The sequence below is a fragment of the Microvirga ossetica genome (genome assembly GCF_002741015.1).
Lineage (GTDB): Bacteria > Pseudomonadota > Alphaproteobacteria > Rhizobiales > Beijerinckiaceae > Microvirga > Microvirga ossetica.
Map to the genome: position 1 here is coordinate 410,596 of NZ_CP016620.1, position 25,974 is coordinate 436,569.

21 protein-coding genes and 3 pseudogenes are annotated in these 25,974 nt (G+C 61.5%); 13 read left to right on the top strand and 11 right to left on the bottom strand.

Features of this window, described 5'->3' with window-relative positions; translation table 11 throughout:
- Positions 1-29: 29 nt before the first annotated feature.
- Both BB934_RS44910 and BB934_RS50065 read right to left on the bottom strand, forming a co-directional pair.
- Positions 30-866: a universal stress protein gene (locus BB934_RS44910; protein ID WP_099515367.1), complete on the bottom strand. Its 837-nt coding sequence runs from the start codon at positions 864-866 to the stop codon at positions 30-32.
- Between the two features lie 519 nt (positions 867-1,385).
- A pseudogene (locus BB934_RS50065) lies at positions 1,386-1,743 on the bottom strand (PAS domain-containing protein); the annotation flags it as partial.
- 1,146 nt (positions 1,744-2,889) lie between these two features.
- On the opposite strand from BB934_RS50065, the gene BB934_RS44920 reads away from it, so the two are divergent.
- A complete protein-coding gene (locus tag BB934_RS44920) occupies positions 2,890-3,702 on the top strand; it encodes a class I SAM-dependent methyltransferase (protein ID WP_175608903.1) in 813 nt (270 codons plus the stop codon).
- Positions 3,703-3,729: 27 nt separating this feature from the next.
- Here BB934_RS44920 and BB934_RS50385 read toward each other — a convergent pair whose 3' ends face one another.
- Positions 3,730-4,011, bottom strand: a complete 282-nt coding sequence (locus BB934_RS50385) for a dodecin family protein (RefSeq protein WP_257792394.1) — start codon at positions 4,009-4,011, stop codon at positions 3,730-3,732.
- Positions 4,012-4,069: 58 nt separating this feature from the next.
- Between BB934_RS50385 and BB934_RS44930 the strand changes: the two genes are divergently transcribed.
- The gene (locus BB934_RS44930; RefSeq protein WP_099515369.1) at positions 4,070-4,681 is read left to right on the top strand and encodes a hypothetical protein; all 612 of its coding nucleotides are present in this window, start codon (positions 4,070-4,072) and stop codon (positions 4,679-4,681) included.
- A gap of 490 nt (positions 4,682-5,171) precedes the next feature.
- Here BB934_RS44930 and BB934_RS44935 read toward each other — a convergent pair whose 3' ends face one another.
- Positions 5,172-6,902 (bottom strand): ABC transporter ATP-binding protein/permease, encoded by a 1,731-nt coding sequence (locus BB934_RS44935; protein WP_210422189.1) that lies wholly within the window; start codon positions 6,900-6,902, stop codon positions 5,172-5,174.
- Between the two features lie 593 nt (positions 6,903-7,495).
- On the opposite strand from BB934_RS44935, the gene BB934_RS44940 reads away from it, so the two are divergent.
- Together BB934_RS44940 and BB934_RS44945 are read left to right on the top strand one after the other, a co-directional pair.
- On the top strand, positions 7,496-8,137 hold the full coding sequence (locus tag BB934_RS44940; RefSeq protein ID WP_099515984.1) for a PRC-barrel domain-containing protein: 642 nt from the start codon (positions 7,496-7,498) through the stop codon (positions 8,135-8,137).
- A gap of 202 nt (positions 8,138-8,339) precedes the next feature.
- Positions 8,340-8,774: pseudogene (locus BB934_RS44945) on the top strand (IS6 family transposase); the annotation flags it as partial.
- A 56-nt stretch (positions 8,775-8,830) separates the two neighbouring features.
- Here the strand turns inward: BB934_RS44945 and BB934_RS44950 are convergent.
- Entirely contained in the window at positions 8,831-9,529 is a 699-nt protein-coding gene (locus tag BB934_RS44950; RefSeq protein WP_099516149.1) for an IS6 family transposase, read from the bottom strand.
- A gap of 369 nt (positions 9,530-9,898) precedes the next feature.
- Positions 9,899-10,668, bottom strand: a protein-coding gene (locus tag BB934_RS44955; RefSeq protein WP_099511788.1) for an IS5 family transposase whose coding sequence is annotated in 2 segments (ribosomal slippage) — positions 9,899-10,347 and positions 10,347-10,668 — 771 coding nt in all. Because the reading frame shifts where the segments join, the coding sequence is not laid out codon by codon here.
- 785 nt (positions 10,669-11,453) lie between these two features.
- Between BB934_RS44955 and msrA the strand changes: the two genes are divergently transcribed.
- Positions 11,454-12,200 carry a peptide-methionine (S)-S-oxide reductase MsrA gene (gene msrA, locus BB934_RS44965; protein ID WP_099515985.1) on the top strand — a complete coding sequence of 249 codons (747 nt, stop codon included), beginning with the start codon at positions 11,454-11,456 and terminating at the stop codon, positions 12,198-12,200.
- A gap of 678 nt (positions 12,201-12,878) precedes the next feature.
- On the opposite strand, the gene BB934_RS44975 is transcribed toward msrA, so the two are convergent.
- The 3 genes from BB934_RS44975 to BB934_RS44985 are packed head-to-tail and all read right to left on the bottom strand — an operon-like array spanning position 12,879 to position 14,975.
- Positions 12,879-13,694: a DUF1194 domain-containing protein gene (locus tag BB934_RS44975; protein ID WP_099513669.1), complete on the bottom strand. Its 816-nt coding sequence runs from the start codon at positions 13,692-13,694 to the stop codon at positions 12,879-12,881.
- A 36-nt stretch (positions 13,695-13,730) separates the two neighbouring features.
- Entirely contained in the window at positions 13,731-14,723 is a 993-nt protein-coding gene (locus BB934_RS44980; RefSeq protein WP_099513670.1) for a magnesium transporter CorA family protein, read from the bottom strand.
- 24 nt (positions 14,724-14,747) lie between these two features.
- A complete protein-coding gene (locus BB934_RS44985; protein WP_099515987.1) occupies positions 14,748-14,975 on the bottom strand; it encodes a hypothetical protein in 228 nt (75 codons plus the stop codon).
- A gap of 1,100 nt (positions 14,976-16,075) precedes the next feature.
- Here BB934_RS44985 and BB934_RS44990 point away from each other — a divergent pair.
- The 8 genes and pseudogenes from BB934_RS44990 (at position 16,076) to BB934_RS45025 (ending at position 24,408) form a co-directional block, all read left to right on the top strand.
- Positions 16,076-17,449 carry a metallophosphoesterase gene (locus tag BB934_RS44990; protein ID WP_157934732.1) on the top strand — a complete coding sequence of 458 codons (1,374 nt, stop codon included), beginning with the start codon at positions 16,076-16,078 and terminating at the stop codon, positions 17,447-17,449.
- 552 nt (positions 17,450-18,001) lie between these two features.
- A pseudogene (locus tag BB934_RS44995) lies at positions 18,002-18,828 on the top strand (metallophosphoesterase family protein).
- The gene (locus BB934_RS45000; RefSeq protein ID WP_099515989.1) at positions 18,825-19,979 is read left to right on the top strand and encodes an ABC transporter ATP-binding protein; all 1,155 of its coding nucleotides are present in this window, start codon (positions 18,825-18,827) and stop codon (positions 19,977-19,979) included. Before BB934_RS44995 ends, BB934_RS45000 begins: the two are co-directional and overlap by 4 nt.
- The gene (locus tag BB934_RS45005; protein WP_099515990.1) at positions 19,972-20,907 is read left to right on the top strand and encodes a carbohydrate ABC transporter permease; all 936 of its coding nucleotides are present in this window, start codon (positions 19,972-19,974) and stop codon (positions 20,905-20,907) included. The genes BB934_RS45000 and BB934_RS45005 overlap by 8 nt, the downstream gene beginning before the upstream one ends.
- On the top strand, positions 20,904-21,740 hold the full coding sequence (locus tag BB934_RS45010) for a carbohydrate ABC transporter permease (protein WP_099515991.1): 837 nt from the start codon (positions 20,904-20,906) through the stop codon (positions 21,738-21,740). The genes BB934_RS45005 and BB934_RS45010 overlap by 4 nt, the downstream gene beginning before the upstream one ends.
- A 68-nt stretch (positions 21,741-21,808) precedes the next feature.
- Positions 21,809-23,056 carry an ABC transporter substrate-binding protein gene (locus tag BB934_RS45015; protein WP_099516150.1) on the top strand — a complete coding sequence of 416 codons (1,248 nt, stop codon included), beginning with the start codon at positions 21,809-21,811 and terminating at the stop codon, positions 23,054-23,056.
- A gap of 340 nt (positions 23,057-23,396) precedes the next feature.
- Entirely contained in the window at positions 23,397-24,095 is a 699-nt protein-coding gene (locus BB934_RS45020; RefSeq protein ID WP_099515992.1) for an IS6 family transposase, read from the top strand.
- 112 nt (positions 24,096-24,207) lie between these two features.
- Positions 24,208-24,408 carry a hypothetical protein gene (locus tag BB934_RS45025; protein ID WP_099515993.1) on the top strand — a complete coding sequence of 67 codons (201 nt, stop codon included), beginning with the start codon at positions 24,208-24,210 and terminating at the stop codon, positions 24,406-24,408.
- A 97-nt stretch (positions 24,409-24,505) separates the two neighbouring features.
- On the opposite strand, the gene BB934_RS45030 is transcribed toward BB934_RS45025, so the two are convergent.
- Together BB934_RS45030 and BB934_RS45035 are read right to left on the bottom strand one after the other, a co-directional pair.
- Positions 24,506-24,787: a hypothetical protein gene (locus BB934_RS45030; protein WP_157934733.1), complete on the bottom strand. Its 282-nt coding sequence runs from the start codon at positions 24,785-24,787 to the stop codon at positions 24,506-24,508.
- A 122-nt stretch (positions 24,788-24,909) separates the two neighbouring features.
- Positions 24,910-25,926: a YsnF/AvaK domain-containing protein gene (locus BB934_RS45035; RefSeq protein WP_237050837.1), complete on the bottom strand. Its 1,017-nt coding sequence runs from the start codon at positions 25,924-25,926 to the stop codon at positions 24,910-24,912.
- Positions 25,927-25,974 lie beyond the last annotated feature (48 nt).

Below are 25,974 nucleotides of genomic sequence, written 5' to 3' on the forward strand. Positions count from 1 at the left end.
GCCGCGATGGCGAACTGGGGCGCCCCAACCTAGTGCGCCATCAGGACCGGCATTGTGGTGTTCGACAGAATGTGGCTGGTGGCCCCGCCGAAAATGAACTGCCGCAACCGGCTCTGGGTGTAAGCACCTTTGACCAGCAGATCGCACCCGAGCGACACAGCCGCTGTCAGGATGGCCTCGCCGGCATGTCCATGCGGGTTCGGGACGGTTCGCGTCTCCACCGGCAACCCGTTCCGTGCGAGCGTGTGGCTGAGATCCTGGGTTGAGGGGCCGGACACGCCCCAGTCGTCAAAGTCGATCACGACGATCCGTTGCGCCTCAGCCAGAAGCGGCATGGCTAAGGCCACCGCCCGAGCCGTCTCGGTGCTTCTGTTCCAGGCAATCACCACCGTCGTACCAAGAGTGGCGGGTGCGGTCGGCGGCACGAGCAGAACCGGCCGGCCGCTGTCGAACAGCGCAGCTTCGACCGATGGCAGGCGCGGGTGGTTGGGCTGATCGCTGGGTCGCCCGAGAACGATGATGTCGAAGGCTCGTCCATAGCTGCCGACGAAGTCGTCATCCTCCAGATCGATCCTGCGCCAGCCAAAGGACAGACCCGTGGATTCTGCGTCGAACCGCGGAACACCCTGTGCTGCCATGAACGTCTCGAACAGCCGCCGGGAAGCGGTGGCCCGCTCGCGGCGAAGCTCGGGATCGAGAAACGACAGGTCACCAATGGTGATGTCGGAGGCGATGTACGGCGGCATGTTGGGTGTGATCGCCATGGCCTCCAGATAGCCGTCCAGGACCTGCCCCAGGAGCAGCGCGGTCTCCAGCACCGGATGGATCAAAACATGCTCTTCAACAGGAATGAGGATTGACTTCATGGCTCATCCTCACGGCAGACTATGGTCCCCTTGAAGCGAGGATGAATGATACCCCTCTTGCAGAGATCTGTCTCGGGCCAGGCCGAGTCCCGTGGATCGGCTCTTACCTTGCTAAGGGCGCCAGACCCACGGTTCAGGCCCCCCGAGCAACCTTGTCGTGTGCATGGGGTCTGCGATCCTAGAGGATCGCTTCTTGGTTCCTCCTGCCACGAAGCTTGAGGGCATCCCCGAGCATCTGAATAACATGCTCCTCGTTGCCCTCGTGCAGCACAAAGGGGATATCCTGTCTCACAAGTGCGTTGATGAGAGGTCCATGCCCCTCGCGCAGCGGCAGACTCACCAGCGTGGCGTCAATCGAATGCTCGTCGAGCAGCGCAAGGGCCTCGCTGCCGGTTGCTGCAATGGCCACCGCAACGCCTCCAGCCTCGTCGATCAACAGGTCAAGTTCAGCAGCCACGAAGATGTCATCGGAAACGATCAGCACCTGCACACCGTCCAGCGCGACCTGCTCGACCTCATCGATCTCGAGCAGCATGTTGACGGCCCCGACGAGAGCGCCCGAAGCATCCCGCAGCGGGGTCGGATGAGGGATGAACGAAACGCGCGTGCCGTCCAGCCGTTCGGCGACAGCCCGTGTTCCCCGGACGGCTCGGTCTTCCTTGAGTGCAATTGCCATCGGACATTCGTCGTGCGGCAGCGGCGTTCCATCCGGCCAGTACAAGCGCCACGTCACGCACCATCGATCGGTGCCTAGCCGTGCCTGCCGCCCTGAAAACTTGACGGCGGCTTCATTGTAGAAGGTGATCCGGCCCGCAGCGTCTGTGGTGTAGACCGGGGCCGGGAATGCATCGAGCAGCTTTCGGAATGTCTGCTCGCTCGCGCACGAGCTTGCTTCAGTCCCGTCACACTGGATCGCGCTGATGGGGCCGGCCTCGCCATTGGCGAGTGCTTTGTTGTACTCTGTTACCAATCGCTCAAAATCAGCGCCAATGATCTCGGATCTCGGTTGCTCTGCCATCGTGGCACCCGTTCGGGTAAGCAGTTCAGATCAGTGGGGGAAGCACTGCTGATATGGTCAGCGTGAGGAGCTCAAACAAGGATGGATCCCAAGACGAGGGCGAATGCGGCCACAGGACTTCCTTCAAGGTGGACCACCTCAACAGGTGGTCAGCCCCCAGCCACACTGAAGAGGTAGACGGGCGACGCCTCATCACGACAGGTGTGTCGAATCCTGGACTTGATTTGACGGACAGTGTCCGACCGAATTCATCCCGGCCTATGATTGATCGCTTGGGGCTCCGCCATGCCGTCAAGCCCTGCGCCTCTGGCGCACCGCTGCGCGGCTACGGGACTTGACCGCCTGTCGGCCCAAGCCCCCGGTTTGTCAAGCCGAGATGAAAGGCTGCACCCCAACACGGGTGCGCGAGGCGCACAAGACGGCCCTGACCCAGGCCATGGAAGTTCCTCATCGGGTAATCCTCAGCGTATGGGATCAGCCGCGCGTCGGCTTCGCCGGTGGGATAGTGTGGCGGGAAAGGCTGTCCGGCGAGGCTGCCTCAGGGGACGGGCTGACGGCGGTGACCGCGATGTGCAGGCCGATGACGGGCGCGAAGAAGAGCCGAGCAGGAGGAAGACCATCAGCACGATGCTGCGGTCGTCGGCTGGAGCGTCCCCGTGCCCGCGCGGGCACGGGAGGAGAACAGGTTCAGGAGCGTCATGGCTCACGGCGGTTCCGACCAGCCGTCGCAGGCTGCTCGCGGGTGAGCCGATCAAGCGATCAGGCGCTTTGGTCAGCGCTTCGGCTCATGCGGGTTCTGTTAAGGGCATCACAGCCTGAGCCGATGCGGTCCCTGGAACTGCGCTGCCGACCGAGCGATCGTCCATCCAACAACGTCGCCGCCGAAACGCATTGGTGGTATCCTGCGCCGGCAGCACGGTGACCTCATGCAAGCAGAGGAACCAAGCTGTGAACGCTCGTGGCCATGGCTTGGGATGTCGCGCTAGATCATCCTGGGAGCGCTGCATGTCCTCGTCTCACTACATCCACGGAACCAGCCCCGAGGAGCAGCAACGGCTCACGGCGATGAACCATCTCCTCAACGAGCGGTTCCTCGCACAAGCCGCTCTCGCCCCCGGAGAACGCATCGTTGATTTCGGCGCTGGTCTGGGCCAGTTCTCGCGAGCCATGGCCAAGGTAACAGGCGTGCCGGTTGTGGGGATCGAACGCAGCAATGAGCAGATCCTCGAAGCGAAGAGGCAGGCCGACGCTGACGGCGAAGCCCATCTCATCGATATGCGGCAGGGAAATGCAGAGATCGCACCTTTGACCGACGGCGAGTGGGGCGCTTTCGACTTGGCGCATGCCCGGTTTCTACTCGAGCACGTCTCCAATCCGCTGTTCATCGTGCGAACCATGGTTCGCGCTGTGCGCCCGGGCGGACGGATCATCCTGGCGGACGATGATTACGACGTGATGCGGCTCTGGCCGGAGCCGCCGGGGCTGGCCCCGGTCTGGCACGCTTACCAGCGCACGTACGACCGCCACGGCAACGATCCTATTGTCGGCCGCCGCCTCGTGCAGCTTCTGCATGAGGCTGGCGCGCAGCCCCGGCGGAACACCTGGGTGTTCTTTGGCGGCTGCTCCGGGCAGCCGGACTTCGAGGGCTATGTCGCCAACCTGGTCAAGATCATCGAGGAAGCCATGGACGCGATTGTCGAGACCGGCACGCCGCGCGAGACCGTGCAAGCTCTGCTGGATGTGCTTGCCACATGGCACAGGCGACCGGACGCTGCGCTTTGGCATGGTGTCGCCTGGGCCGAAGGAGTGAGGACCTGATGTGATGGAGCCAAGCTGACCGGAGCATTAGCCCAAGCCCAGGATCTCCTCGCTTCCCATGCTCCTTGTGCTCCGCGCGTTGGCGCCCTCATCGAGCTTGAACGCAATCTTCAGGATGGCCCGGAACTGGGAGACCTGATCGTTCTCCACGACGGCCTCGAACTCCTTGACCCAGACGGAGCGCATGTTTCGCAATGTGCGCGGGGCTTGCTCTACCTCCTGGCGGACGCTTGTCGCCCATGCCCCATGAAAACGAATGCCTTCGAAAATGCCCCGCTTACTAGTCCCTGGCGGAGGTCTTGATCTCAACGGGGATGGAGTCAGTTACGATCCGCATTTATGACGCCCGATTGGAACGGGTTTGACCATGAGACGACCCACACACCGGGAGATTGCCGCGCAGGACCGCCACATGCTGGACCGACAGGCGCAGTTTCGCTTGGCAGCGGATGCCGTGACCGCAGCGCTCGCTGGGGTGCCTGAGGTCGAGGCGGTGGCGTTGATCGGCTCAGTGGCTCGGCCGTTGTGGCGAGAGGTACCGCGGTTTCAGCCGTTCCGATACTGGGACATTCCGATCTGGCACGAATGCAAGGATGTCGATCTGGCGGTGTGGCTCGATCGCCTGGACCGGCTCCAGACCCTCAATCGGGCCCGTAGCCTGGCCCTCCACCAGTTGTTCAAGGAAAAGCAGATCGGGGTTGCTCACCATCAGGTCGAGATCTTCATCCTGCAAGGAGAAGTGAACGCCTATTGCGGCCGGCTCTGCTCCTTCTCGCAGTGCCCGAAGGGCAAGCGGGAATGCCTGGTCCCAGGGTGCGGACGGGACCCATTCCTGCAGCAGCACGCCGGCTTTAGGTTCTGGCCGGACGCACTGGCGCCCGATAGAATCATGCCCCTGTATGATCGGCGGCGCGGGATCCTGCGGCGTGCCGCCGAGACGCCGGTCGAGGGACGGGAGGACCAAATCACGACAGCGTGACACCTGGTGGGACGAGATCGGGAGCATGAGGATCTGTAGGTCATCCCTGTTGCCCGCAGTGCCGCCCTGTTCCAGTGGCGCCCAATCAGGCGGAGCGGCAGCGATCTGGACCCGATCGCGACAACGGCCCGACGCCTTCCAGTACTTCTTGTGAACGGCCCTCGGCCGTGTTCAGTGGATATTACAACTCCTGGGCTCAATTCGAAAGGATGGCCGAATAGCTAGCAAACCGCTCTCCACAAAAGCGAAGCACGTCCACTTCAGCGGGGAAGCGATGACGAGCATAGCGAGGATGACGGTTCATTTTCATGTCCTAGCCTATGCCAGCATCTCGTCTCTCCTACGTTAACTTGACGGTGCCCGCTGGTCTCTGCGACGCGATGGCGGGAGCAATAGGGCCGCGGCAAAAAGGACTCCGTTGCAGCGACTGAGAATGGAGCACAATGAACGCACTCAAAGGCGTTAGATCCGCAAACGAGTGGCCCTAACTTTATCTCGCACGCCTTCGGGGAAGCCAGCGAAGCCAAGATCGGCTTCTCGCAGGAACCGGGAGCGCCAACAGAATGGCGCCTTCATCGGTCTTGCGGATATGCAGTGTACGGGCATGGAACTGATCCAAGCCGGGCCTATGGCCGATAGACAGTACCGATGCACGCGCGAGCTCTTGCGCAAATATGGCCAGCATTGAGGCTTGATTATCGTCGTCAAGAGCCGATGTGGCCTCATCCATGAAGATCCATTGCGGCTTGTGGAGAAGGACGCGCGCGAAGGCGACACGCTGCTGTTGGCCAAGCGAAAGCGATCTGTCCCAGCGCTCGGCGCGATCGAGCAGCCCAGCAAATTCATGCAAGCCGACCCGGTGCAGCGCCGCCTTGACTGTTGCATCGTCGAACGCATCAGGGCCTGCGGGATAGCATATCGCCGAGCGGAGACTGCCAAGCGGCAGATAGGGCCGTTGCGGCAGAAACATCATGTCACTGCCAGAAGGTGTACGGATAATGCCAGATCCCCAGGGCCAAAGCCCGGCGATCGCGCGAAACAGCGTGCTCTTGCCCGATCCAGAGACTCCGATGATCAGAACGCGCTCGCCGGTACGGACCTCGGCCGTCGCTTCCTCGATGAGGATGCTACCATCATTCAGTGCAATGGAAAGGTGTTCGAAGCTGAGCCACCCGTCGGGATGATTGCAAATCTCGATGCGTCGAGTGCCCATCGCGATACGATCGAGATCAAGCGCAGCCTGTCGAAATCCTGCCAGTCGCAACACGGCCGATCGCCAGTCTGCGATTTTGGGGTAGTTATCGACAAAGTATCGCAAGGCGGCCTGAACTTGGTTGAAGGCTCCGACGACCATCATCATCTCGCCGAAAGATAGCCGCCCGCTGAAGTAGCCTGGGGCGGCAGCAAGGATCGGTACAACGATGGCGAGCCAACCGTAACCCGACGTGATCCAGGTCAATCGGGCCAGAGCGCCAGACAGTCGGCGGGTCGACAGGAGGACAGCGTCAAGGAAACTATTGAGATTGCGACGTTCGTCCGGTTCCCCGGAATAGAGGGAGATACTCTCGGCACTCTCACTCACTCGAACGATAGCAAAGCGCAGGTCCGCTTCTCGCGCATATCGCTCGGTGTTCAGGCGGATGAGAGGCCGGCCCACGAGCCACGTCAACCCTGACCCGATACCGGCATAAGCGACAGCGACCCACACCATGTAGCCCGGGATCACGATCTCACGCCCTTCAAACTCAAAACTGGCGTAGGAGGAGAGTGTCCACAAGACGCCGAGAAAGCTGACAAGCAGAAGAAGCGCCTGGAGCATACCCACGCCAAGCTCGGTGGTAAATTCCGAGAACAGCCGGCAGTCTTCCTGTAGACGTTGATCGGCTTGGGAGCCGGAAGGACCAACGTGGCCCAGCTGGTAGGCTCGGGCTGGCTGGAGCCAGCTATCGAAGAGGGTGTGGGTCAGTCGCTCCCTTAGGCGAATTTTGAGCCGTTGCTGAAGCCAAGTCTGGGCCACAACCAGTGCCAGCAAGGCGGCGATGATGATGAGAAAGACAAGGAGCTGGTTGAGAAACGCCACAGAGTTTCGTTTCTCAACAGCATCGAAGAATGCGCCGTTCCACTCGTTCAGCCGAACCTGCCCGAACATATTGCCGATGAGCACCACGACAATGGCAAGGACGAGCCGGACGACCGGCCAGCCTGTCCGACCTTGCAACATGTCACGGAAGATATGGTAGAGATCCTCGGCAACGCCTTCTCCGCGTGGAGGTCCGTCAGCCTCCGCGTTCAGGACGTGCTGGGTCGCCTGCTCGACAGCTTCGACCGTCTCAATCGGCGGACTGAGATTGGCCTCTTGCTCAACGCCGGTAGCGGCGGCGGGAAGAGGGCTATGGCGGCCCGACAGGTCCTTTGGTTCATGCATGCATCTGTCGTGGCACGGATTGTTGCCCGCTCCCCTGTCCGAGGCCCGCTTGCGCAGGCCGGAAATTGCGGGCGCCTGCGAATGCGCGACGATCGCGTGCGGCCACGCACAGCACAACCTCGCCATCCACATGAGCTTTTTTAAGGTGACGGCGAGCTGTCTCATGGAAATCGGTAGGTTCCAGGAAACCTGAGATCACAATGTTGATGGCAACGGCCAATCGTAATAACGGCTATGCTTGTCAGACGAGAGAGCTGATGCGGTTTGCAGCGCGCAAGTATGATATCTATGGGATCTGCGGTCGCCGCAGCATAGGAGCCATTGCTTAGCGGATTGTATCTTTTGGCCGCCAAGTGCAGAATGATGCTGCGTCGAATGGAGAAGTACGCATGTACAAGCCTTACATGGGCGTCTGCCTTATGGTCTCTTGGATCGTGGCTGGACAGGCGACCGCGCAGGCTCCCTCGTCGCCGCCGCTCTCAACGGGGGAGGGCACTTCGCCCACAGGCTCAGCGACTAAAGGCCCTGTCTTCCTTGAGTATCGCCAACCGGATCAATTTCGCTCAACCAACTTGCGTGGAACACGTGTGTACGGGGCAAACAATGAGAACATCGGGGAGATCAATGATGTTCTGATAAATCGCAATGGACAGGTGGTGGCGGTCATGATCGGCGTGGGTGGCTTCCTGGGGATTGGTGAGAAGGATGTCGCCATTCCAATGTCGATGTTGCTGTTTCAACCTGGGGCCGTTGCAGCAGATTCGCAGGACACCTCACTGATGGGCAAGACGGTGAGCCCATCTCCACCGGTCACTAATGCCCAACCTGGAGCGGCAACAGGCACATCTCCTCCAGCGACCAGCGCAGCTGCACGGCATGATAATGGGATTCCAGACCGCCTCATTCTGACGATGACCAAAGAGCAACTCCAGAGCGCTCCCGCCTTCCGGGACAATGTGAGTGACAGCTCCTCGAACATCGAGAGTTCAGGCGCCACCGCTCCTGCTCCACCGGCAACTCAAAGGCCCTGAATGAGGCTGAACAACCGATGGGCTTGATCGGTTTTGCGTTTCGGCCTCTTCCCGCATGCTTTAACTTGCTATGGTGCATCAATCGGCCGGAGCATATATTCGTTTGCGGCGAGACAGCCTCCCAATCCTAGTCGGGTGCTTGACACGGTAGGGGCACCATCAGCTTAACTTGGAGGTGACGGGATGCTGGCATAGGTAGGGAATGAGATCGACCCCTCATCCTCACTACGCCCGTCACCGCTTCCCAGCTGAGGTGATCAGCTATGTCGTCTGGTTGTACTTCCGATTTCCGTTGAGCCTGCGCATGGTCGAGGAGGCGCCCGCTGCCCGAGGTATCTTGGTCAGCGACTAAACCGTCCGGCAGTGGGCGCTAAAGTTCGGTCAGAGATTTGCCAACCAAATCCGCTGGCGTGCTCCAACTCCCGGAGACAAATCGCATCTTGGCGAGGTTGTTATCAGCATCGGTGGCGAAAAGCATTCGCTTTGGCGCGCCGTAGACCAGCACGGCATCGTGCTCGATATCCTGTTCGAGAGTCGTCGCGACGCCAAAGCGGCCAAGCGTCTGCTACGCAAACTGTTGAAGCGGCAGTGCCAGTCACCTCGCGTCATGATTACGGACAAGCTGCCCAGCTATGGGGTTCTGTCGCAAATCCGGAACAGGGGCGAGAAAGCAGCAGATGTATCGTGACGCGCTCATGCGGCGAGCAGGTGAAACTGCTCCGCGAGCGACAGCTGCTTCCTGCAGGCATATTTCGCCTGCTGTTTACGCATCATGTGGACCAACTCAATGCCACCCAAGATCACGCGGGCACTGTCAGCCGACTTGAAGCCGAGCATTGATCGCACGCGGCGTTTGACGGCGCGGTGGTCCTGCTCAATGCGGTTATTGAGGTATTGACTCTGTCGAATCCTGATTAGCTTGAGCCTGCGCCTTGACCGGTCCTGCAGCCGGCTCTCGGCATCACACGACAGGATGGCTTCCCGATTGGTCTGGCTGCCGTCGATGACGATCTGCTCGGGCCTGCCATGACGCTTGAGTGCCTTGCGCAGGAACCGCTTGGCCGCAGTGAGGTTTCTCCGCTCGCTGAACCAGAACTCGACCGTGTCACCATGGCTGTCGATGGCTCGATAGAGATATTTCCATTGGCCTCGGACTTTGATGTAAGTCTCGTCAACGTGCCACTTGGCAGTGACGGCTTGCTTGCGTGCATTGAAGCGCTTCGGTAGTTCAGGCGAGTAGCGGACAATCCATCTGTGAATGGTCGCGTGATCGACGGAGATCCCTCGCTCGGCCATTATCTCCTCAAGACTGCGCAGGCTCAGATTGTACGCCAGATACCACCGGACACAGAGCAGGATCACCGACCGATCAAAATGCCTGCCCTTGAACACGTCATCCTCCGCTATCGAAATCCCCATCCCGATAGCTGAAACTCTAAAACAAAACGTTTGCGACAAAGCCGGAATTCTTCATGGATGCCTCTTCGTGGAATATCCCGATGCGTGCCGGGACCAGCCTGGCTGTGTAGGCCCGCGCAAAATGGGTGTCAATTTTTGCAGAGTTGAATTATAATAATTAATAAGTATCTACCCAAACTATTGTCGGCATTTCCAAGTAAATTCTGAACGACATCGAGCCTAAATGCGCATATAGCCGCTGCCAGGTTGGCTCGGGTGCGTATTGGCTTTCGAGGGAAAAGCAAGTCGAACGGTCGCAATGTCCTGTTATCGACAAAGTTTTGACCCTGGCACTACGGCCTGTTAGCGCTTGAGCCAGTCGATTGCTGCGGCGAGGCAGAGCACGCCCATGAAGGATCGTGCGGTCTTCTCGTAGCGGGTTGCAACGGCTCGCCACTCTTTGAGCCTGGCCCAGAGCCGCTCGACGACATTGCGGTTGTTATAGATCCAGTCCGGACAGGCCACCGGCGCCTCATTGGACTTAGCCGGGATCGCCGGCTTCGCACCGATGCTCCAGATGTGCTCGCGGAAGCTGTGGCTTGAATAACCGCGATCGGCCACCACCCAGCTGGGCACACTCGGCAAACTGTGAAGCAGCGGAATGGCGTCAGGCAGCTCGTGCGCCTGACCGGGTGCAATGCGAAACGCGATGGCGCGTCCGAGCCCGTCGGCGATCACGCAAGCCTTGGTGCCATAGCCGCCACGAGACCGACCAAGCGCTTCACGATGGTCTCGTTGAGCTTGAGAGCCCCTTTTCGACGAGCCCCGGCGGCCTTCTGATGCGCGCGCACGCTGGTGCCGTCGAGGAAGGTCATCCCGAGCTGGATGCCGCACTTCTGTACCAGGTTGAGCAGGCGCTCCCAGACACCCAGACGGGCCCAGCGGATGAAGGTCTGAGCGGCGCGCCACCACGGCCCCAATTCAGCCGGCACGGCGCGCCACTTGGCGCCGTTCTCATGGCGCCAGAGAATGGCCTCGAACGTCCGACGCAGATCCTGTGGCGGTGTCTTGCCCTTGGGACGGCATTGCTCCACCAGTGGCTCCAGCATGGCCCATTGTGCTTCCGTTAGCATGGCTCCTCCTCAGACAGGACGAGCAAAACGCCTCCAGGTGCAAAGGGTTCAAGTCATAACAGGCCGTAAGGCGTCGCCCTTGAAGGAACCTCAAGTGAGCTGGCGTTGAAAGTCCGCTGATCGCACGAGACGAAATTTGATCGGGATTCCGCCTTTGCGCACCGAACGAATATCTGAATCGGGAGGCTTGGCGGCCATTGGGGCGATGCTCGCAGCCGAGCTCGGCCTGCCCTATTTCTCCGCACGGCATTTCGCACCCGATAGCTTCTTGTTCGCTCTCCAAGTCTACCGCAGCCGCTTCGAGCCTCCGATCAGGACGACCGATCCTATGCCATGGCCGGCGTCAACATCATCGCTGCGGACACGCAAGCTGAGGCACTCCGGCTGGCAACCACGCAGCAGATGCCCCTTTGCCGATCTTTTCCACGGAGACTGGGGCTAACGAACTGATCATTGCCTCGGATAGCGGGCTAGTGCAGCAAGCACGTTTTCGGTTAACCTGGATCGCTGACCAAGCATCGGTTCGCCGACGTTCGCCCGGCGGATCTTGATCCTGCCAGTCGCCGAACCTGCTGGGCCTGACATTGTTGCCGGCATCAACGGAGTGGCAATTGCGAAGGAACGACACCAGAAAATTCAGTCGCCATCACATGCACGTGATTCCAATGACAGTCCCAGGGAGGAGAGGTATCCGCCATGATGTTGACACTCGAAGGCTCACTCCCATGTCGAGTCATGTTGCGATGAACTTCATTTCTGTCGCCTGATCCACTGGGAGCTCACCGATGAAACAAGCCGGATCCGACAAAGAGAGACATCACTCACGGCGGCGTGCGAGAGTTGCCGTTTTCCTCTCGATCTTGCTTGCGGCGGCAGGTGTCGCGGCTTCCCAGCCTTCGAGCGCACAGGAGGGCATTGCTATTCCCGCCCCCGTGCTGGATACCCCCGTCCGCCCGGTTGCCACGGAAACCGCCGTCGTGGCGGGAGGCTGCTTCTGGGGCGTCCAGGGCGTCTTCCAGCATGTGACAGGCGTGACGAACGCCGTCTCGGGCTATGCCGGCGGCGAGAAGCAGACGGCGCACTACGAGATGATCGGTTCCGGCACGACCGGGCACGCCGAGGCGGTCGAGATCAGCTATGACCCGAGCAGGATCAGCTACGGCAAGATCCTCCAGATCTTCTTCGCCGTGGCCCATGACCCGACCCAACTCAACAGGCAGGGGCCGGATGTCGGGACCCAGTATCGGACGGCCGTCTTTCCCCGCAACCAGGATCAGGCTGCGGTGGCCAAGGCCTATATCGCGCAACTCACCCAGGCGCGGACGTACAAGGCGGCCATCGTCACGCGGCTCGAGCCGGATCGACAATTCTACCGGGCGGAGGATTATCACCAGGATTTCCTGACGCTCAATCCGACCTACCCCTACATCGTGTACAACGACCTGCCGAAGATCGAGAACCTGAAGCGACTGTTCCCGGACCTTTACCGCGAACGACCGGTGTTGGCGTTGCAGACGAGCCGAACGAACTGATCATGAACGGAGGCCGGTTTCCACCGACCGTCTTCCTGATCGAGCCTGCGAACGAATGGCCAGCATCGTTTGGGTATGCCCGTGGCTTGTCGGTCAAGGAGGTGGGGCAAGAGCCTCACGCGCGGCTGTTTGCCGATCGGATTTCCTGGAAGGCCCATCCGTTTGAGCAATTCAGGGAACGTCGCGATGGAGCAACCTACTGGCTGCCGTTAGTTAAGGTAGGCTGCCGGCGTATCTGGTAGGTGTGTCAGTATGGATGGGGTGAGTACCTGCCGGCGCAAGCTGGTGCCTGTCCAGGATATTATAGATCGACTTGGTTTACTGGAACCAAGTGCTTCTTGAAAGGAATGGCGACTCTCGCTGACACGAGGAAAGGCGTTAGGTTCTCGCCTCGCAGAGGCGACCACCATGTTTTACTACCTGACACTGCTTCAAGACCATCTCTCTTTGCTTCAGATTGCTGCTTTGCTGCTGAGCATCCCGGCCAGCGTGCTGGGCATCGTGGCGAGCTGGATGGGCATCAGGAGCTTGGCCATGGCGCGGAACCCGGCCAGGACGGATCAGGGTTCCCGGCGTCGGAAGTAGTCCAGGCTTCCAGGGCGCGGTCCCAAGATCGCATTGCGCCTGTCAAAGGGGAGGGCCCCGGCATCGCCGGGGCCTTTCTCAGTTCTGGATACCCTAATTGCCGAACCGGTCTCTCCACCCGGCCTCGCCCGAGAGGCAGTTCGCCCGCCGGGCCACGTCACGGGCCACGTCACCTTGTGCCGGCCTGATCAGGGGTTCTCCAACCGTAGGCGTCGCGGACACCTCCAGCAGGATCTTGGCCTTGATCGCCAGTTGGAACTGCGACCGCTCACGGGCCGGCACCATGAAGGCGCCCGGACCGCCGATGACACAGTCACGGAAGTAGAGGTTGAGGTCCGGATCGTCGAGGGAACCCGGCTTCTTCAACATGATGGGCAGGCCGTTGATCGTGACCCCACTCGCAATTGCCTCGTCGCGGGCGTGCCTGACGGGGCGGCCCTGGTTGTTGGTGCCGTCGCCCGACACGTCGATCGCCTTGCGGGTGGCCTCCAGCCCGCTGCGATCAAACAGGTTCGCGGCTACGTCGATGGCGGCCGAGACCGACGTGCGCTGCGCCCGCCGCAAGGGAGATGAGGCGATCCTGTCGGCGAAGGCCATCAGGCTCTCGGAGTTGTCGAGGACCGTCCAGGGGATGATCACCTGCTGTTCGTAGGCTCCGGCCCATTCCATGTAGGTGACGCCGATCCGGCCCAGCATGCCATGGCGGATCGCGTCATGGACGAGCAGCGAGCGGAAGGCCTCGGCAAAGCCCTCCCGCGGCAACTCCTGCTCGTCCGTGTCCATCGAGTAGGAGATGTCCACCGCGATGACGAGAGCGAGATCGACCTCCGTCTGCGCCTGTGCCGGCATGGCTGGGATCAGGGCGGCCCAGACGAGGGCGGCCAGCAGCACACGCAAGGGGTGAAGCATGGCAACCCTCCTGGCGACCGGCCGGAGGGGCGAGGGCTAGAGCCAGCCCCTCCATTTGAACCAATGATAGGGCAGAACGGCCGAGATCACCATGAGCACCAGGGCGACGGCATAGCCGTAGTCCCACTGCAACTCCGGCATGTCCTGGAAGTTCATGCCGTAGATCGTGCCCACCAGGGTCGGCGGCAGGAACAGCACGGCGGCGATCGAGAACACCTTGATGATGCGGTTCTGATCGAGGTTGATCAGCCCAAGCGTCGCCTCGTGCAGGTACACGATCTCAGACGACAACTGCCCCTCGTAAGCGGAGAGTGAGCGCAGGTCGCGCTCGACCTGCTTCAGGCGCGCCGGGCTGCCGTTGGTCAGCCACTCCTCGGCGCCCTGGCGCAGGTAGGGCACCAGCCGTGACAGCGACAGCAGGCTCTCGCGCAGGATCGCCACGGTCATGTTCTTACGCCCGAGCCGCTTGATCAGCACCTGGAGCTCGTCCTCCACCCGCTTGACCTTCCGGCGCTTCGGATCGCGGTCCTCGATGAAGAGGCGGGTCGAGACCTCGTTCAGGTCGGCCGCCACCATCTCGAGCACGTCGGCGGCGCGCTCGACGATGCTCTCCAGCAGCGAGGCCAGCAGGCTGTCGCTGGTGCTGTGGGCTTCCGGCTGCCGCTGGCTCTTGGCCATGAACGTGCGGAAGGGCACCGGGTCGGCGTAGCGCACCGAGACCAGGTGGGTTGGGGTCAGCACGAAGGTGACCTGGGTGCGGGAGGGCCGGCCCTCGGCCACGCCGTTGATGATCACGGCCGTCATGACGAGGGCGCCGTGCTCCTGGTACAGACGAGCCGACTCCTCGATCTCGGCCATCTCCTGCCGGGTCGGCACCTGGAGCCCGAGCAGCGCCTCGACGGCCTTCTCCTCCTCGTGTGTGGGATCGAGGAGGTCGATCCACAGCACGTCAGAAGGCGTAGGGAGCGTAGTGCCATCCTGCGCCAAGCGCACGAGACGGCCCTGGCGCAGGCCATGGAAGTTCATCATCGGGGAGTCCTCAGGCGGAAACGATCAGCCGCGCGTGGGCTTCGCTGGCGGGATGACGTGATGGGCGAGGTTGTCCGGCGGAGAGGCCGCCGCTTCGAGGTCAAAGGCAACGGCGGCGACGTGCAGGCCGATGATCGGCACGAACACAAGGCCAAGCAGCAGGACCACCATCAGCATGATGCTGCGGTCGTCCGCGGAGGCAGGCTCGGGGCGCGCACGGGCGCGGAGCGGGATCAGGTTCAGGAGGGTCATGGCTCACCTCGGTTCCGACCAGCCATTGCAGGCCGGTCGCGGGGGAGCCGATCAAGCGATCAGGCGTGCGCGCAGGCCGGCAACGGCGTGGTCAATCGACTGTGACTGTCGCTTGGCATGGGGTTCAGGGTTCCTGTGGGTCCGCAGCCCACCGAAGCAGGCTGCGGATGAACAGGCAGATGCGCCTGTTGTGGTTCCAGGTCAAGCCGAAAAATAGGCCGCTCGCAGCGAGCACCTGAAGGGCGAAGCAGCGCCGTGGCTCGGGTTGTCCTTGCCCCCAATACAAGTTCCACCACCGCAGACGGCTCCCTGAAGGTGTTGGATTGGGAGGGCTTGCAGGCCACTTTATCCCGATCATGGAATCAGGATTAGGCGAATGGTATAATCTTTGCTGCGCTTGGAGTCTCTCAGCTCCGGCCATCACGGGTCACAAAGGCATGGTGCCAATTTAGATGATCAGCACCAGCAGGGCGCAGACACTCAGGACGCCGACTATCCATGGTGCGAGAAGGTTTCAGTACTGCTGCTCTACAAGGCGTTGGTGCTTGTGGCGGTACATCGTCGGTTCTCTCGCGATGGATTGACGCATCGTGAGGAGCCGACCGGATCTTCGCCTGGCCGGGCTGCCCCTGGGCCGATTGCGACCCTCATCGTCGTGAGTGCGGCCTCTGCGATAGGTGCGAGCTTGGCAACGGATGTGTCATCCAGCCCATCCGAATGCTGCGGCTTGCCGTACCCTCGAACAGGTGTGATTGAGTGCCTGGGATATCCTTGTCAGTACCTTACGCACACCCCGCGGGGGATACCATGGTCCAGGACAGTTCATCAACGCAACGTTCGGGCAGGCTGACGGTGCTGGAGTGGGGCGCTATCGTCGGTTCTCTTGCCTTTGTTGCGATTTGGCTTGGAATCACGTTTGCTTGATCGCCCGCAAGACGAATGGATCGAGCGGGCGATCAAACGGCAGCTAGTCTAGCGGGACCATGATGCATGGATCAGGCAGCGGGCGGATGCATGATGACACTTACGGCCTCTTGAGGAGCCGTCGAACTCTTGCGAGCTCATGGCATTCGGCATTCTTTATGCGTGTTCTGCTCGCGTTGGCCGGGCTCACCACAGCCCACATGCCTGGTTATGCAGCAGATCCGCCCGGGATCATTGCTGTCGTCTCCGATATTCATTTCGATCCCTTCGCCACACGCGACCTCGCGCCTCGGCTTGCCAATTCTGAGCCCAAGGAGTGGCCCGCAATTTTCGCCTCGGTCGACGGGCAGAGTTTCTCAGGTCGCGGCGAGGATACGAACCAACCATTGCTCACTTCCGCAATCGGTGCACTCTCCGAAAGCGCAGGAAATGCCGATCTTGTCATCGTGTCCGGTGATCTCCTGGCGCATCGCTTCGAGGAGGTCGCGGCCCAACGGCTCGGGGTCTTACCAGGCTCTAGCGCGGTAAGAGAGCTTGCCGCCAAGACTGCGCTCTATGTTGCGGATGCCCTGCGCAAGATGCTGCCGGGCCGGCCCATCCTCATCGCCTTGGGCAACAATGATTCCGAGTGCGGCGACTACCAGCTTGAGCCGGGTGGCCCGTTTCTCGCCTCCTTGAGCGACACCGTTCGCGATCTCGCAGGGCCTGATCGGCTCCCGCAGGACTTTGCCCGAACCTACCAGGCTGGCGGATATTACGCGATGCACCATCCGGTACTGGCGGGCGTCACGATCCTCGTCGTCAATGACGTGCTGTGGTCGACCGATTACAGGGACACTTGTGGCACCCATGGAGTTCAGACAGCAGAGGCGATGATGGCTTGGTTCGAGCGGCAACTTGAGGATGCGCGGGCGGCTCGTCGACGTATCTGGCTAGTGCATCACATCCCGGTCGGCATCGATCCCTATGCGACGCTTCGTGCGCCTACTGGCTTGAACTGCCCGGCGCAGGTCACCCCGTTTCTCAAGGAGCCGTTTGCGTCTCGCTTCGCGGGGCTGCTTCGGGACTATGCCCCCACTATCCAGGCAGGCTTTTCTGGCCACACCCATCAAGACAGCTACCGCTTGGTGATGGATGCCGGTATCCCGGTTGGGGTCGAGAAGGTCACACCATCGATCAGCCCGATCTTCGGCAACAATCCCGGCTTTCACCTGTTCGACTATGATCGGCAGACAGGTGACATGACAGACTTCTCGACATGGTATCTCACCAATCTTGAGCAAGCCTCAGCAACGGTTCCAGGCGAGTGGCGCCGGGAGTACGTCTTCAGCGCAGCCTATAACGAACGGTCGTACTCGGCCGCCTCTATCAAGCGGATTGCAGACGCCATGCTGGGAGCCGAGGCATCAGGGGAAGGAGTTCGCAGCACTTTCCGTCGACTTTACCCCGTCGGGCACGGCGAGATCCCAGCCGGGGCACTGTCGGCCCACGCCTGCGCCATCAGCAACCTGGCCTCTTCTTCTTACGCCGCCTGTTATTGCCATCAATGATAGGGAGCGCGCTCCCACCTGGTAGGGGCAACTTCGATGGTACCTGCTGGATGCGCGGAAGCTGGTTCTATCCGACAAAATCATCCTACGCCGCTGGTAGACTGGGTTCTCGTCCAGATCGCGGACACCGTGGCTGCCCCAGAACGCTCCTTTGGTTCTTAGGCGATTTTTCCAACGCCAAGTCTCAAGTTTTCAGAACGACCTGCGCGGATCACCGGTGAAGCTCGCAGGGTGAGTCTGTCAAGTTCTGGGTTTCGGGTAAAAACCAACTATTGAACAAGATGCACCGAATGCGGCGCATTCCATTGTCATGGATGGTAACCCCGCTCTCCGTCATGGAACTGATTAACCCTTAGCTCAGTCGCGATGTCCTCGCCTATGCCGTCACGGTACGCGACGGTACACCGTGGGCCCTGCCCATGAAAGGGGACATGCAGGAACACAAGCACTTCTAGCGACACACAACCTTCATCGAACTTTAGCATCCCTGTCACGAGGGACGTCTAAGCCACCGCCACCATAACCACGCATGGTGCCCGGAGGCCGACGAACGTGAAGATCATCCAGATCACCGATACACATCTGAGTTCCTTGAAGCCCCACTTCCAGGAAAACTGGAAGCCGTTGGTGCAATGGATCGACTCGATGGATCCGGACCTGATCGTTCATACGGGTGATCTCACGGTCGACGGAGCAGACTTCGAGGAGGACCTCATCCACGGGCGTAAGATGCTGCGTGACCTTCGGTTCCCCACGCTGTGCGTGCCGGGAAATCATGACATCGGTGACTTGCCGAGGGGCAAGCAGCCCGTCGACGCGGAGCGGCTGTCCCGCTGGCGCCAAATCATCGGCCCTGATCGCTGGGCGCACGATTTCGGCGACTGGCGACTGATCGGGCTGAACAGCCTAATCATAGGATCGGGCTCTTCAGAGGAGAGCGACCAGGTTGAGTGGCTTGAGGGCGCCCTCCGCACCCGCGCGGAACGACGGGTTCTCGTGTTCAAGCACAAGCCGCTCTTTGTCGAGGATCCGGAGGAGGGCGAGACCGGATACTGGGGCTGCGTCCCGAGCCGCGGCGTCGGCTGCTCGCGCTCCTTGCCGCGAATGGGGTGGAACTTGTCGCCAGCGGCCACCTGCACCGTGCGCGGATCGTCGATGGCGCTCCGTTCCGCCGCGTCTGGGGACCATCCTCGGGCTTCGTCGTCGGCCCGATGGTCGACATGCCCTTCGGGGATGCCATCGTGGGCGTTGCCGTGCACGACCTTGGGGCAACGATCGAGAGCACCATCGTCCCCTTGGATGTTCTGAACCGAATCGTTCTCGACGATGTTCTTCACGAGGTCTACCCGCCCGTGCCGGTGGAGGCATCGCTGGCATGAGCGGGCTGGCCCTCCGCAAAGTCTCCAAGGCGTTCGGGGACAATCCCATCTTGCATGACGTGACCATCGAGGCTGATCCGGGCGAGTTCGTCGCCCTGGTTGGTCCCTCGGGTTGCGGTAAGACAACGCTCCTGCGCATCGCAGCCGCACTGGATTATCCCGACTATGGGAGCGTCTGGCTGGGTGAGCGGGACATGACCGCCATGCGCCCATCAGAGCGGGACATCGCCATGGTGTTCCAGTCGTATGCCCTGTACCCGCACCTGACCGCAGGACAGAACATTGCGGTGCCCTTGGCCATGCGCAACCTCACGGCTTGGCAGCGGCTGCCCTGGATCGGAAACCTCCTGCCGGGCCAGCGGGCAATCCGCGCCGACATCCAGAGGCGGGTGATTGATACGGCCCGCAGCCTGAAGATCGACCACCTGGTGGACCGCAAGCCTGGACAAATGTCGGGCGGGCAACGCCAGCGTGTCGCCCTCGGGCGGGCTCTGGTCCGCAGCCCGGCCGCGTTCCTCATGGATGAGCCACTCTCCAATCTCGATGCCAACCTGCGTGTCCACACCCGTGCGGAGATCGTCGAGTTGCACCGACGAGCGGGCGTCACGACGCTCTATGTGACCCACGACCAAGCGGAAGCCCTGAGCATGGCCGACCGCGTAGCGGTGATGATGGCTGGCCGCCTTCTTCAGTTCGACACGCCTGAGGAAATCTACAGGAACCCGGCCCATCTCGAGGTCGCGCGCTTCATCGGCAGTCCTCAGATCAATCTCCTCACGGGCGAGGTCGATGCGGCCCACGGGGTGCGTATCGGCGGTAGGCTCTTCGCCGAGGGCGTGAAGGCAACACCGGGGTCGTCCGTCACCATCGGCATTCGTCCCGAGGCGCTCAAGCTGAGCGGCGCCGGTCAAGCGGGCTTGGGCTCCTCCGTGCGCCGGATCGAGTTCCTCGGCTCCGAAACCCTTGTCTTTGTCGAGCTTGCGGGGGGCGGCGCATCACTGGTCGCGAAGCTCACGCCCACGGAGGCGCTGGCTTTCGGTCCGGGCCAGCCGATCACGATCTCGGTGGCTTCAGAAAACGTCCTGGTCTTTGGAGCCGATGGCGCGCGCCTGTCGGTCGCCCCACCCATCAGGATGGCCGCCAATGGATAGCGTCGCGCTTCCCGTTGGAATTCGGGCCAAGACGTCGAATGCAGCGGCGGTCGCCAGGCGCTCGGAAGCCGTTGCGGGTTGGCGGCTGGCGGGGCCCGCCGTCGTCCTGCTAGCTCTGCTCATTCTGCTGCCGACCATCGGCGTGGTGGCCTTGAGCCTGACCGACTTCGAACTGGGGTATGACAAGATCCAGTTCGTCGGCTTCGATAATTACCTCGAACTGCTCGAGGACCGTACGTTTCTGCTCTCGCTCGGCAACACCCTGAGCTACACGCTGATCGTCACACCGCTGTCCGTGGTTCTCGGCCTTGGCGCGGCGCTCCTCATCGACGCGGAGGTCCGCGGACGCGCGTTATTCCGCACGATCTACTTCCTGCCTGTGGTCTCGCTGCTCGTGGCGATGGCGACCGTCTGGCAGTACCTCCTGCACCCGACCATCGGCCCCATGAACGCGCTCCTGCGCCTCGTCGGAATCGATGGTCCCAACTGGCTCGGCAGCAGCGATACCGTCCTCCTCAGCCTCGCCCTCATCGGCGTGTGGCAGGCGGTCGGTTTCAACATGGTGCTGTTCCTGGCAGGGCTCACAGCGATCCCGCGGGAACTCTATGCGGCGGCCGAGGTCGACCGCGCCGCTACGGCCTGGGACAGGTTCTGGCTCGTCACCTGGCCGATGCTCGGGCCGACGACTCTCTTCGTCGTGACCATCAGCGTGATCAACGCCGTGAAGGTCTTCGAGACCGTCTCGACAGTTACACAGGGCGGCCCGAACCGGGCATCCGAGGTGCTCCTCTGGACGATTTACCAGGAAGGATTCGTGTATCTGCGCGTCGGCTACGCGTCCGCCATGACGGTCGTCTTCCTGGCGATCCTCATGGTTCTCATGGTGCTTCAGTACCGCGCACTCGATCAACGGGTTCACTACACATGACGACACGGGCCTGGAATCCTGCGCGTGCCGTGCGCCTGGCGATCCTATCAGTCGGTGCGCTGGTCTTCCTCGCGCCCTACGTCTGGATGATTTCCACCGCCATGAAGCCGCGCGAGGAGATTTTCTCCTCGTCGTTAACTCTGATCCCGGAACGCTGGGCAATTGTCGAGAACTTTTCCAAGGCATTCACGCGCGTGCCGATGCTGCAACTCCTGACGAACGGCGTGATCGTCTGCACCATCATCCTCATGGTGCAGGTCCTGGTCGCACTACCATGCGCCTATGCTCTCGCGAAGCTGCGCTTCCCGGGCTCCCGGGCGATGGTTGCCGGAATCATGCTCGGGCTCCTCGTGCCGATCCATGCGACCGCGCTGCCGATCTATGTCGCATTGAGTGGGGCAGGGGTCCTGAACACCTACTTCGCGCTCGCGGCGCCGTTCACGATTTCCGTCTTCGCGATCTTCCTTTTTCTGCAATTCTTCCGGGCCATGCCAGACGACTTGCTCAATGCGGCGCGCCTCGATGGCATGTCGGAGCTCGCCATCGAGCTGCGGATCGTTGTCCCGAATGCCTGGCCCGCCATTACCGCGTTCTCGATCTTCTCCGTCGTGGCGCACTGGAACGATCTGTTCTGGCCGCAGATCGTGGTGACCGAGACTGCGATGGCGCCCCCGCCGCTTGGGCTGATCTTCTTCCGCGCGGCTGAGGCTGGCGACGACTACGGCGCGCTAACGGCCGCAACCGTGGTCGTCACCGTGCCGCTGCTCGCCGCCTTCCTGTTCGCTCAGCGGCGCTTCATCGAGGGCATTACCCTCACCGGACTGAAGGGCTGAAGCCTCAGCCCCAACAACACGCAACCACGAACCATGCAAGGAGACGATACGTGATCAGGATCAGGACGATGCTCGCTGGGGTGGCTTTGGCCACTTCGATCGCCAGCGGAGCGCTGGCGGAGACGACCCTTAACGTCCACTACCCGATGCCGGGCTTCTTCAAGGACGTGATGGACAAGATTTCCAAGAAGTTCATAGAGGAGAACCCCGGGATCAGGATCAACTTTGCCAGCCCGTCACCCACCTACGAGGAAGGGCTGCAACTGATCCTCCGTCAGGCGGGCACCGCCGAGATGCCGGACGTGACCTTCGTTGGGCTGAACCGCCTTCGGGTCGTGGCAGAGCGGGAGATCTCGGTTGACCTGAAGCCGTTCGTCGGGAAGGACGGGAACCTGGCCGCGCAGGGCTTCAGCGACAACATCCTGAAGCTCGCACAATTCGGCGGGCAGCAGGCCGGACTCGCCTTCGCAACCTCGAATCCGATCATGTACTACAACGCGGACCTCTTCCGCCGGGTCGGCGCCGATCCCGATGTCCCGCCGAGGACCTGGGACGAGGTGATCGCAATCGCGTCCAAGATCAAGACGCTGGGCGACGGCATCCAGAGCATCGACTTCCGCTGGCAGGGCGACGACTGGATGTTCAGCGCGCTTCTCTTCGGCGCCGGTGGAACCATGCTGACACCGGACGAGAAGAAGGTCGCCTTCGACGGTCTTGAGGGCCTCGCAGCCCTGCGGCTTCTCGACCGTATGGTGAAGGAGGGAGGAATGCCTGTCCTCACCAAGAGCAATGGTGAGCAGGCCTTCGTTGCGGGCAAGATCGGCATTGCGTTCCAGACCACGGGCGCCCTGCGCAACGTGATCAACAACGTCGGCGAGAAGTTCGACCTGCGGACCGCCCCGATTCCCCTGCTGTCGCCCGAGAAGGGACGTCTGCCCACGGGCGGCAATGCGGCCGTCATGCTGACCAAGGACCCCGCCAAGCAGGAAGCTGCCTGGAAGTTCATCAAGTTCGCTGCTGGACCGTACGGCGCTTCCGTCGTCGTTCCCGGCACGGGCTATGTCCCGAACAACGAACTCGCCGCGAAGTCCTCTCAGTACCTTGGTGAGCTCTACCAGAAGAACCCGCTCTTCAAGGCGGGCCTTGAGCAGATGCCAAAGATGATCCCGTGGTATGCCTTTCCCGGCTCCAATGGCGTGAAGGTCACCCAGACGATCGTGGATAACCTCTCGCGTGTGGTTGAGCAGAAGGCGACCCCCGAGGAGGTCCTTGCCGATGCGGGGCGGGACGTCCAGCGCATGCTGCGCCGCATGTAGGACAAGGCGGCTCAACGAAACAGCGTACCTGCCCGGCTCAAGGGGCAGGTACGCTGCGCGCCGTGCTGCTAGATCTTCTAGCAAGCACGTCTTTAATGGCATCGCAAGAGCCGATACGTGGCATGCCTTGGGGGTGTTTATCCGCTGCCCTGCCCATAGGTGAGGATTGTGTGTTGGCACGGAGCGATCTTCCCTCTCGACGCTACGTTCCGTACCTCCCAATCTGCGAGTATGGCGCAGGAGTGGGCCAGGCAGATGCAACGGACCAAAGGGTTCTGTCGCAACTCTTTCTTTCCTCTCGCGGGGCTATGGCCTGAGTTGGCGGGAGGGGATGAAGTAGATGTTCAAGGGCAGACAATTCGACCGGTCAGTAATTCTGCTCTGCCTGCGGTGGTATCTGGCCTACAACCTAAGCCTGCGAGATCTCGAGGAGATGATGGCCGAGCGCGGCATCGCCGTCGACCATGCTACGATCCACCGCTGGACCGTACGCTATGCGCCACTGTTGCTTGAACGATTCAACCTCAGCAAGCGGGCCGTCACGGGCAGATGGCACGTCGACGAGACGTATATCAAAGTCCGTGGTCGATGGATGTACCTTTACCGCGCTATCGACAGCAACGGAGATACCGTCGAATTCTGGTTCAGCGAAAGGCGCAATCTCACTGCCGCCAAGCGCTTCCTAAGCCGAGCGCTCAAGCGGCATGGCCGCCCGGAACGGATCGTCATCGATGGCAGCCAGACCAACCGGGAAGCGATCCTGGCCTGCGATACGGCAACCCGACTGCAGGATCTGTCAAGGCGTGAGCTCAAGCCGATCCAGATCCGACAAAGCCGCTACCTGAATAATCGTATCGAACAGGACCATCGGCGCATCAAGCGCCGAGTGCGACCGATGCTCGGTTTCAAGTCCATGGACAGTGCTCGCGCGATTCTCAGCGGGATCGAGATGATCCACGTGATCCGCAAAGGACAGGCGAAATGCGCAGGGAGTCCGCGACCGTCGCTTGCCGAGCAGTTCGAGTGGCTCGCCGCATAAGCAGTTGCAAGCCACTCCGGCATCTTTCTGTCCGCAGCCAAGATTTGCGACAAAACCTCTGGCGCAACACCGGGCGCTCAAGGTGCCTCAGTGGACCCAGGAGCCAGAGTTCATGGGGAACGGCGTTCCCGACTTCTGGTCTACGGAGCCGACTGCGCGGGACATCGAGATCGTGGAGACGCCTCCGGCTTTCCGTCGAAGGCTGCTGTTTACGTCCGCGGAGCCGCTCATGAACGCGAAGTTCCCGAGCCACATGAAGGTCCGCATGCCGTATTGGGCTGGGCTTGATGACAGGCTACCAGTCGGTGAATGACGGCGCGTCCCTCTTGGCGTACTCCTATGCGGTTCCTCGGGTGTGAACCACGATCTGCGAAGCTCGGCTAGGAGCTGCCATGCCCATGACGTTCCGCCTATTTGCGTTTATCGCTGTCGTACACGTTTGTGCGGCTTGTGGGTGTCCCAGAGGTTGCCGAAGTGGCGGTTGTCGCAGCCCGTGAGCGCACGCGCATGAAGTACCAGATGATAGCGGCAATGATCGCCAAAGCGATGATGATCCACAGCCAGGAGGAACCGCCATCTGTTGGTGCGGGAGCAGCGGGTGAGGGCGTAGCAGGCGGCGTGGCCTGAGCGAGGGCTTCGTTCACCACACCGAGCGTCACGATCGTAAAAGCCTGGAGCCTGTTGAGCATCATGTTCTCCTTTCGGCTACGAAGGCTGCGGATCAGCGTTCGCGGCAGGCCGCGCAATTTCTTGATGAAGTGTTGGCCCAAAGCGGAGGGAGAAGCCCGGCGTGAGCCGAGCTTCTGTTGGTTCGTCAGCGATTGCGGTCGCTCGGTTTGCCCGTGGTACCGGTGCGCGGGATCTGTTTGCCGCGCTCGTCCTCCACGTCCACCTCGGTCTTGCGCACCGTATCGGACACTGTCTCGGTACGCTGGTCGGCTTCCTTGCGCACGACCACTTCCTCGACCACACGCGCTTCCTTGGAAACAACGGCCTCCTCGCCACGCTCCTCGACCTCGATGGTGCGCTCCTTGAAAGCATCACCGCCGACGGCACCTCTCTGCGCGTTGCCAGAGACGGGGCGGCGCTCAACCTTCACACGCTCCTCGCGCAGGCTCACCTGTTCCTGCACAGGCTGCTCCACGATACGCGAGTGAAGGCGCACGCGACCGCGGTTCACCTCGCGCTTGCCGATATTCAGCTTTTCCTCGACGACGGGGATCACCTTATCGGCGCGATCGGAGGTCGACGCGACGGCAGACGCGGTCGTGCCCGCACCGGTCCAACCCTCGGAGCGCCAGGAGTTCTCACGCTCGTCGAAATTGACCGTGCCTTCATCGTCGAGAATGTCGAGGACCCGATCCACCTCGGTTTCAGAGGCGCGCACGGTCACCAGAGCACCGCCACGGCGAATGCCCTCAGCATAGGAATGGGCATCATTCTCGTCGACACCCGCATCGATCAATGCGCCTGAAAGCCCGCCGATGGCCGCTCCGGCTCCGGCGCCCACGAGGGTGGATGCCAGCCACCCGGCCGCCACCACGGGGCCGAGGCCCGGGATGGCCAGCATGCCGAGGCCGGCCAGAAGGCCCGCACCACCGCCGGCCAGCGTGCCGACCGTAGCCCCTGTGCCAGCACCGTCGCTGACATCATCATCAAACTTGCTGTTCTTATCGAAGGTGCGTGTGGCGTGCGATGAATAGCGCTCGCCCTCATTGCTGGCGACAAGGCTGATGTCGCGATTTGGGATACCTGCGGATTCCAGGCGGCGGACTGCCTCGGAGGCATCTTCATAGTTGTCGAAGAATGCCGTGATGGTCTTGTTGGTCATGATCGTTTTACTCTCTCGATAAGGGGTCGGTCGCCAGGCGACGTTGCG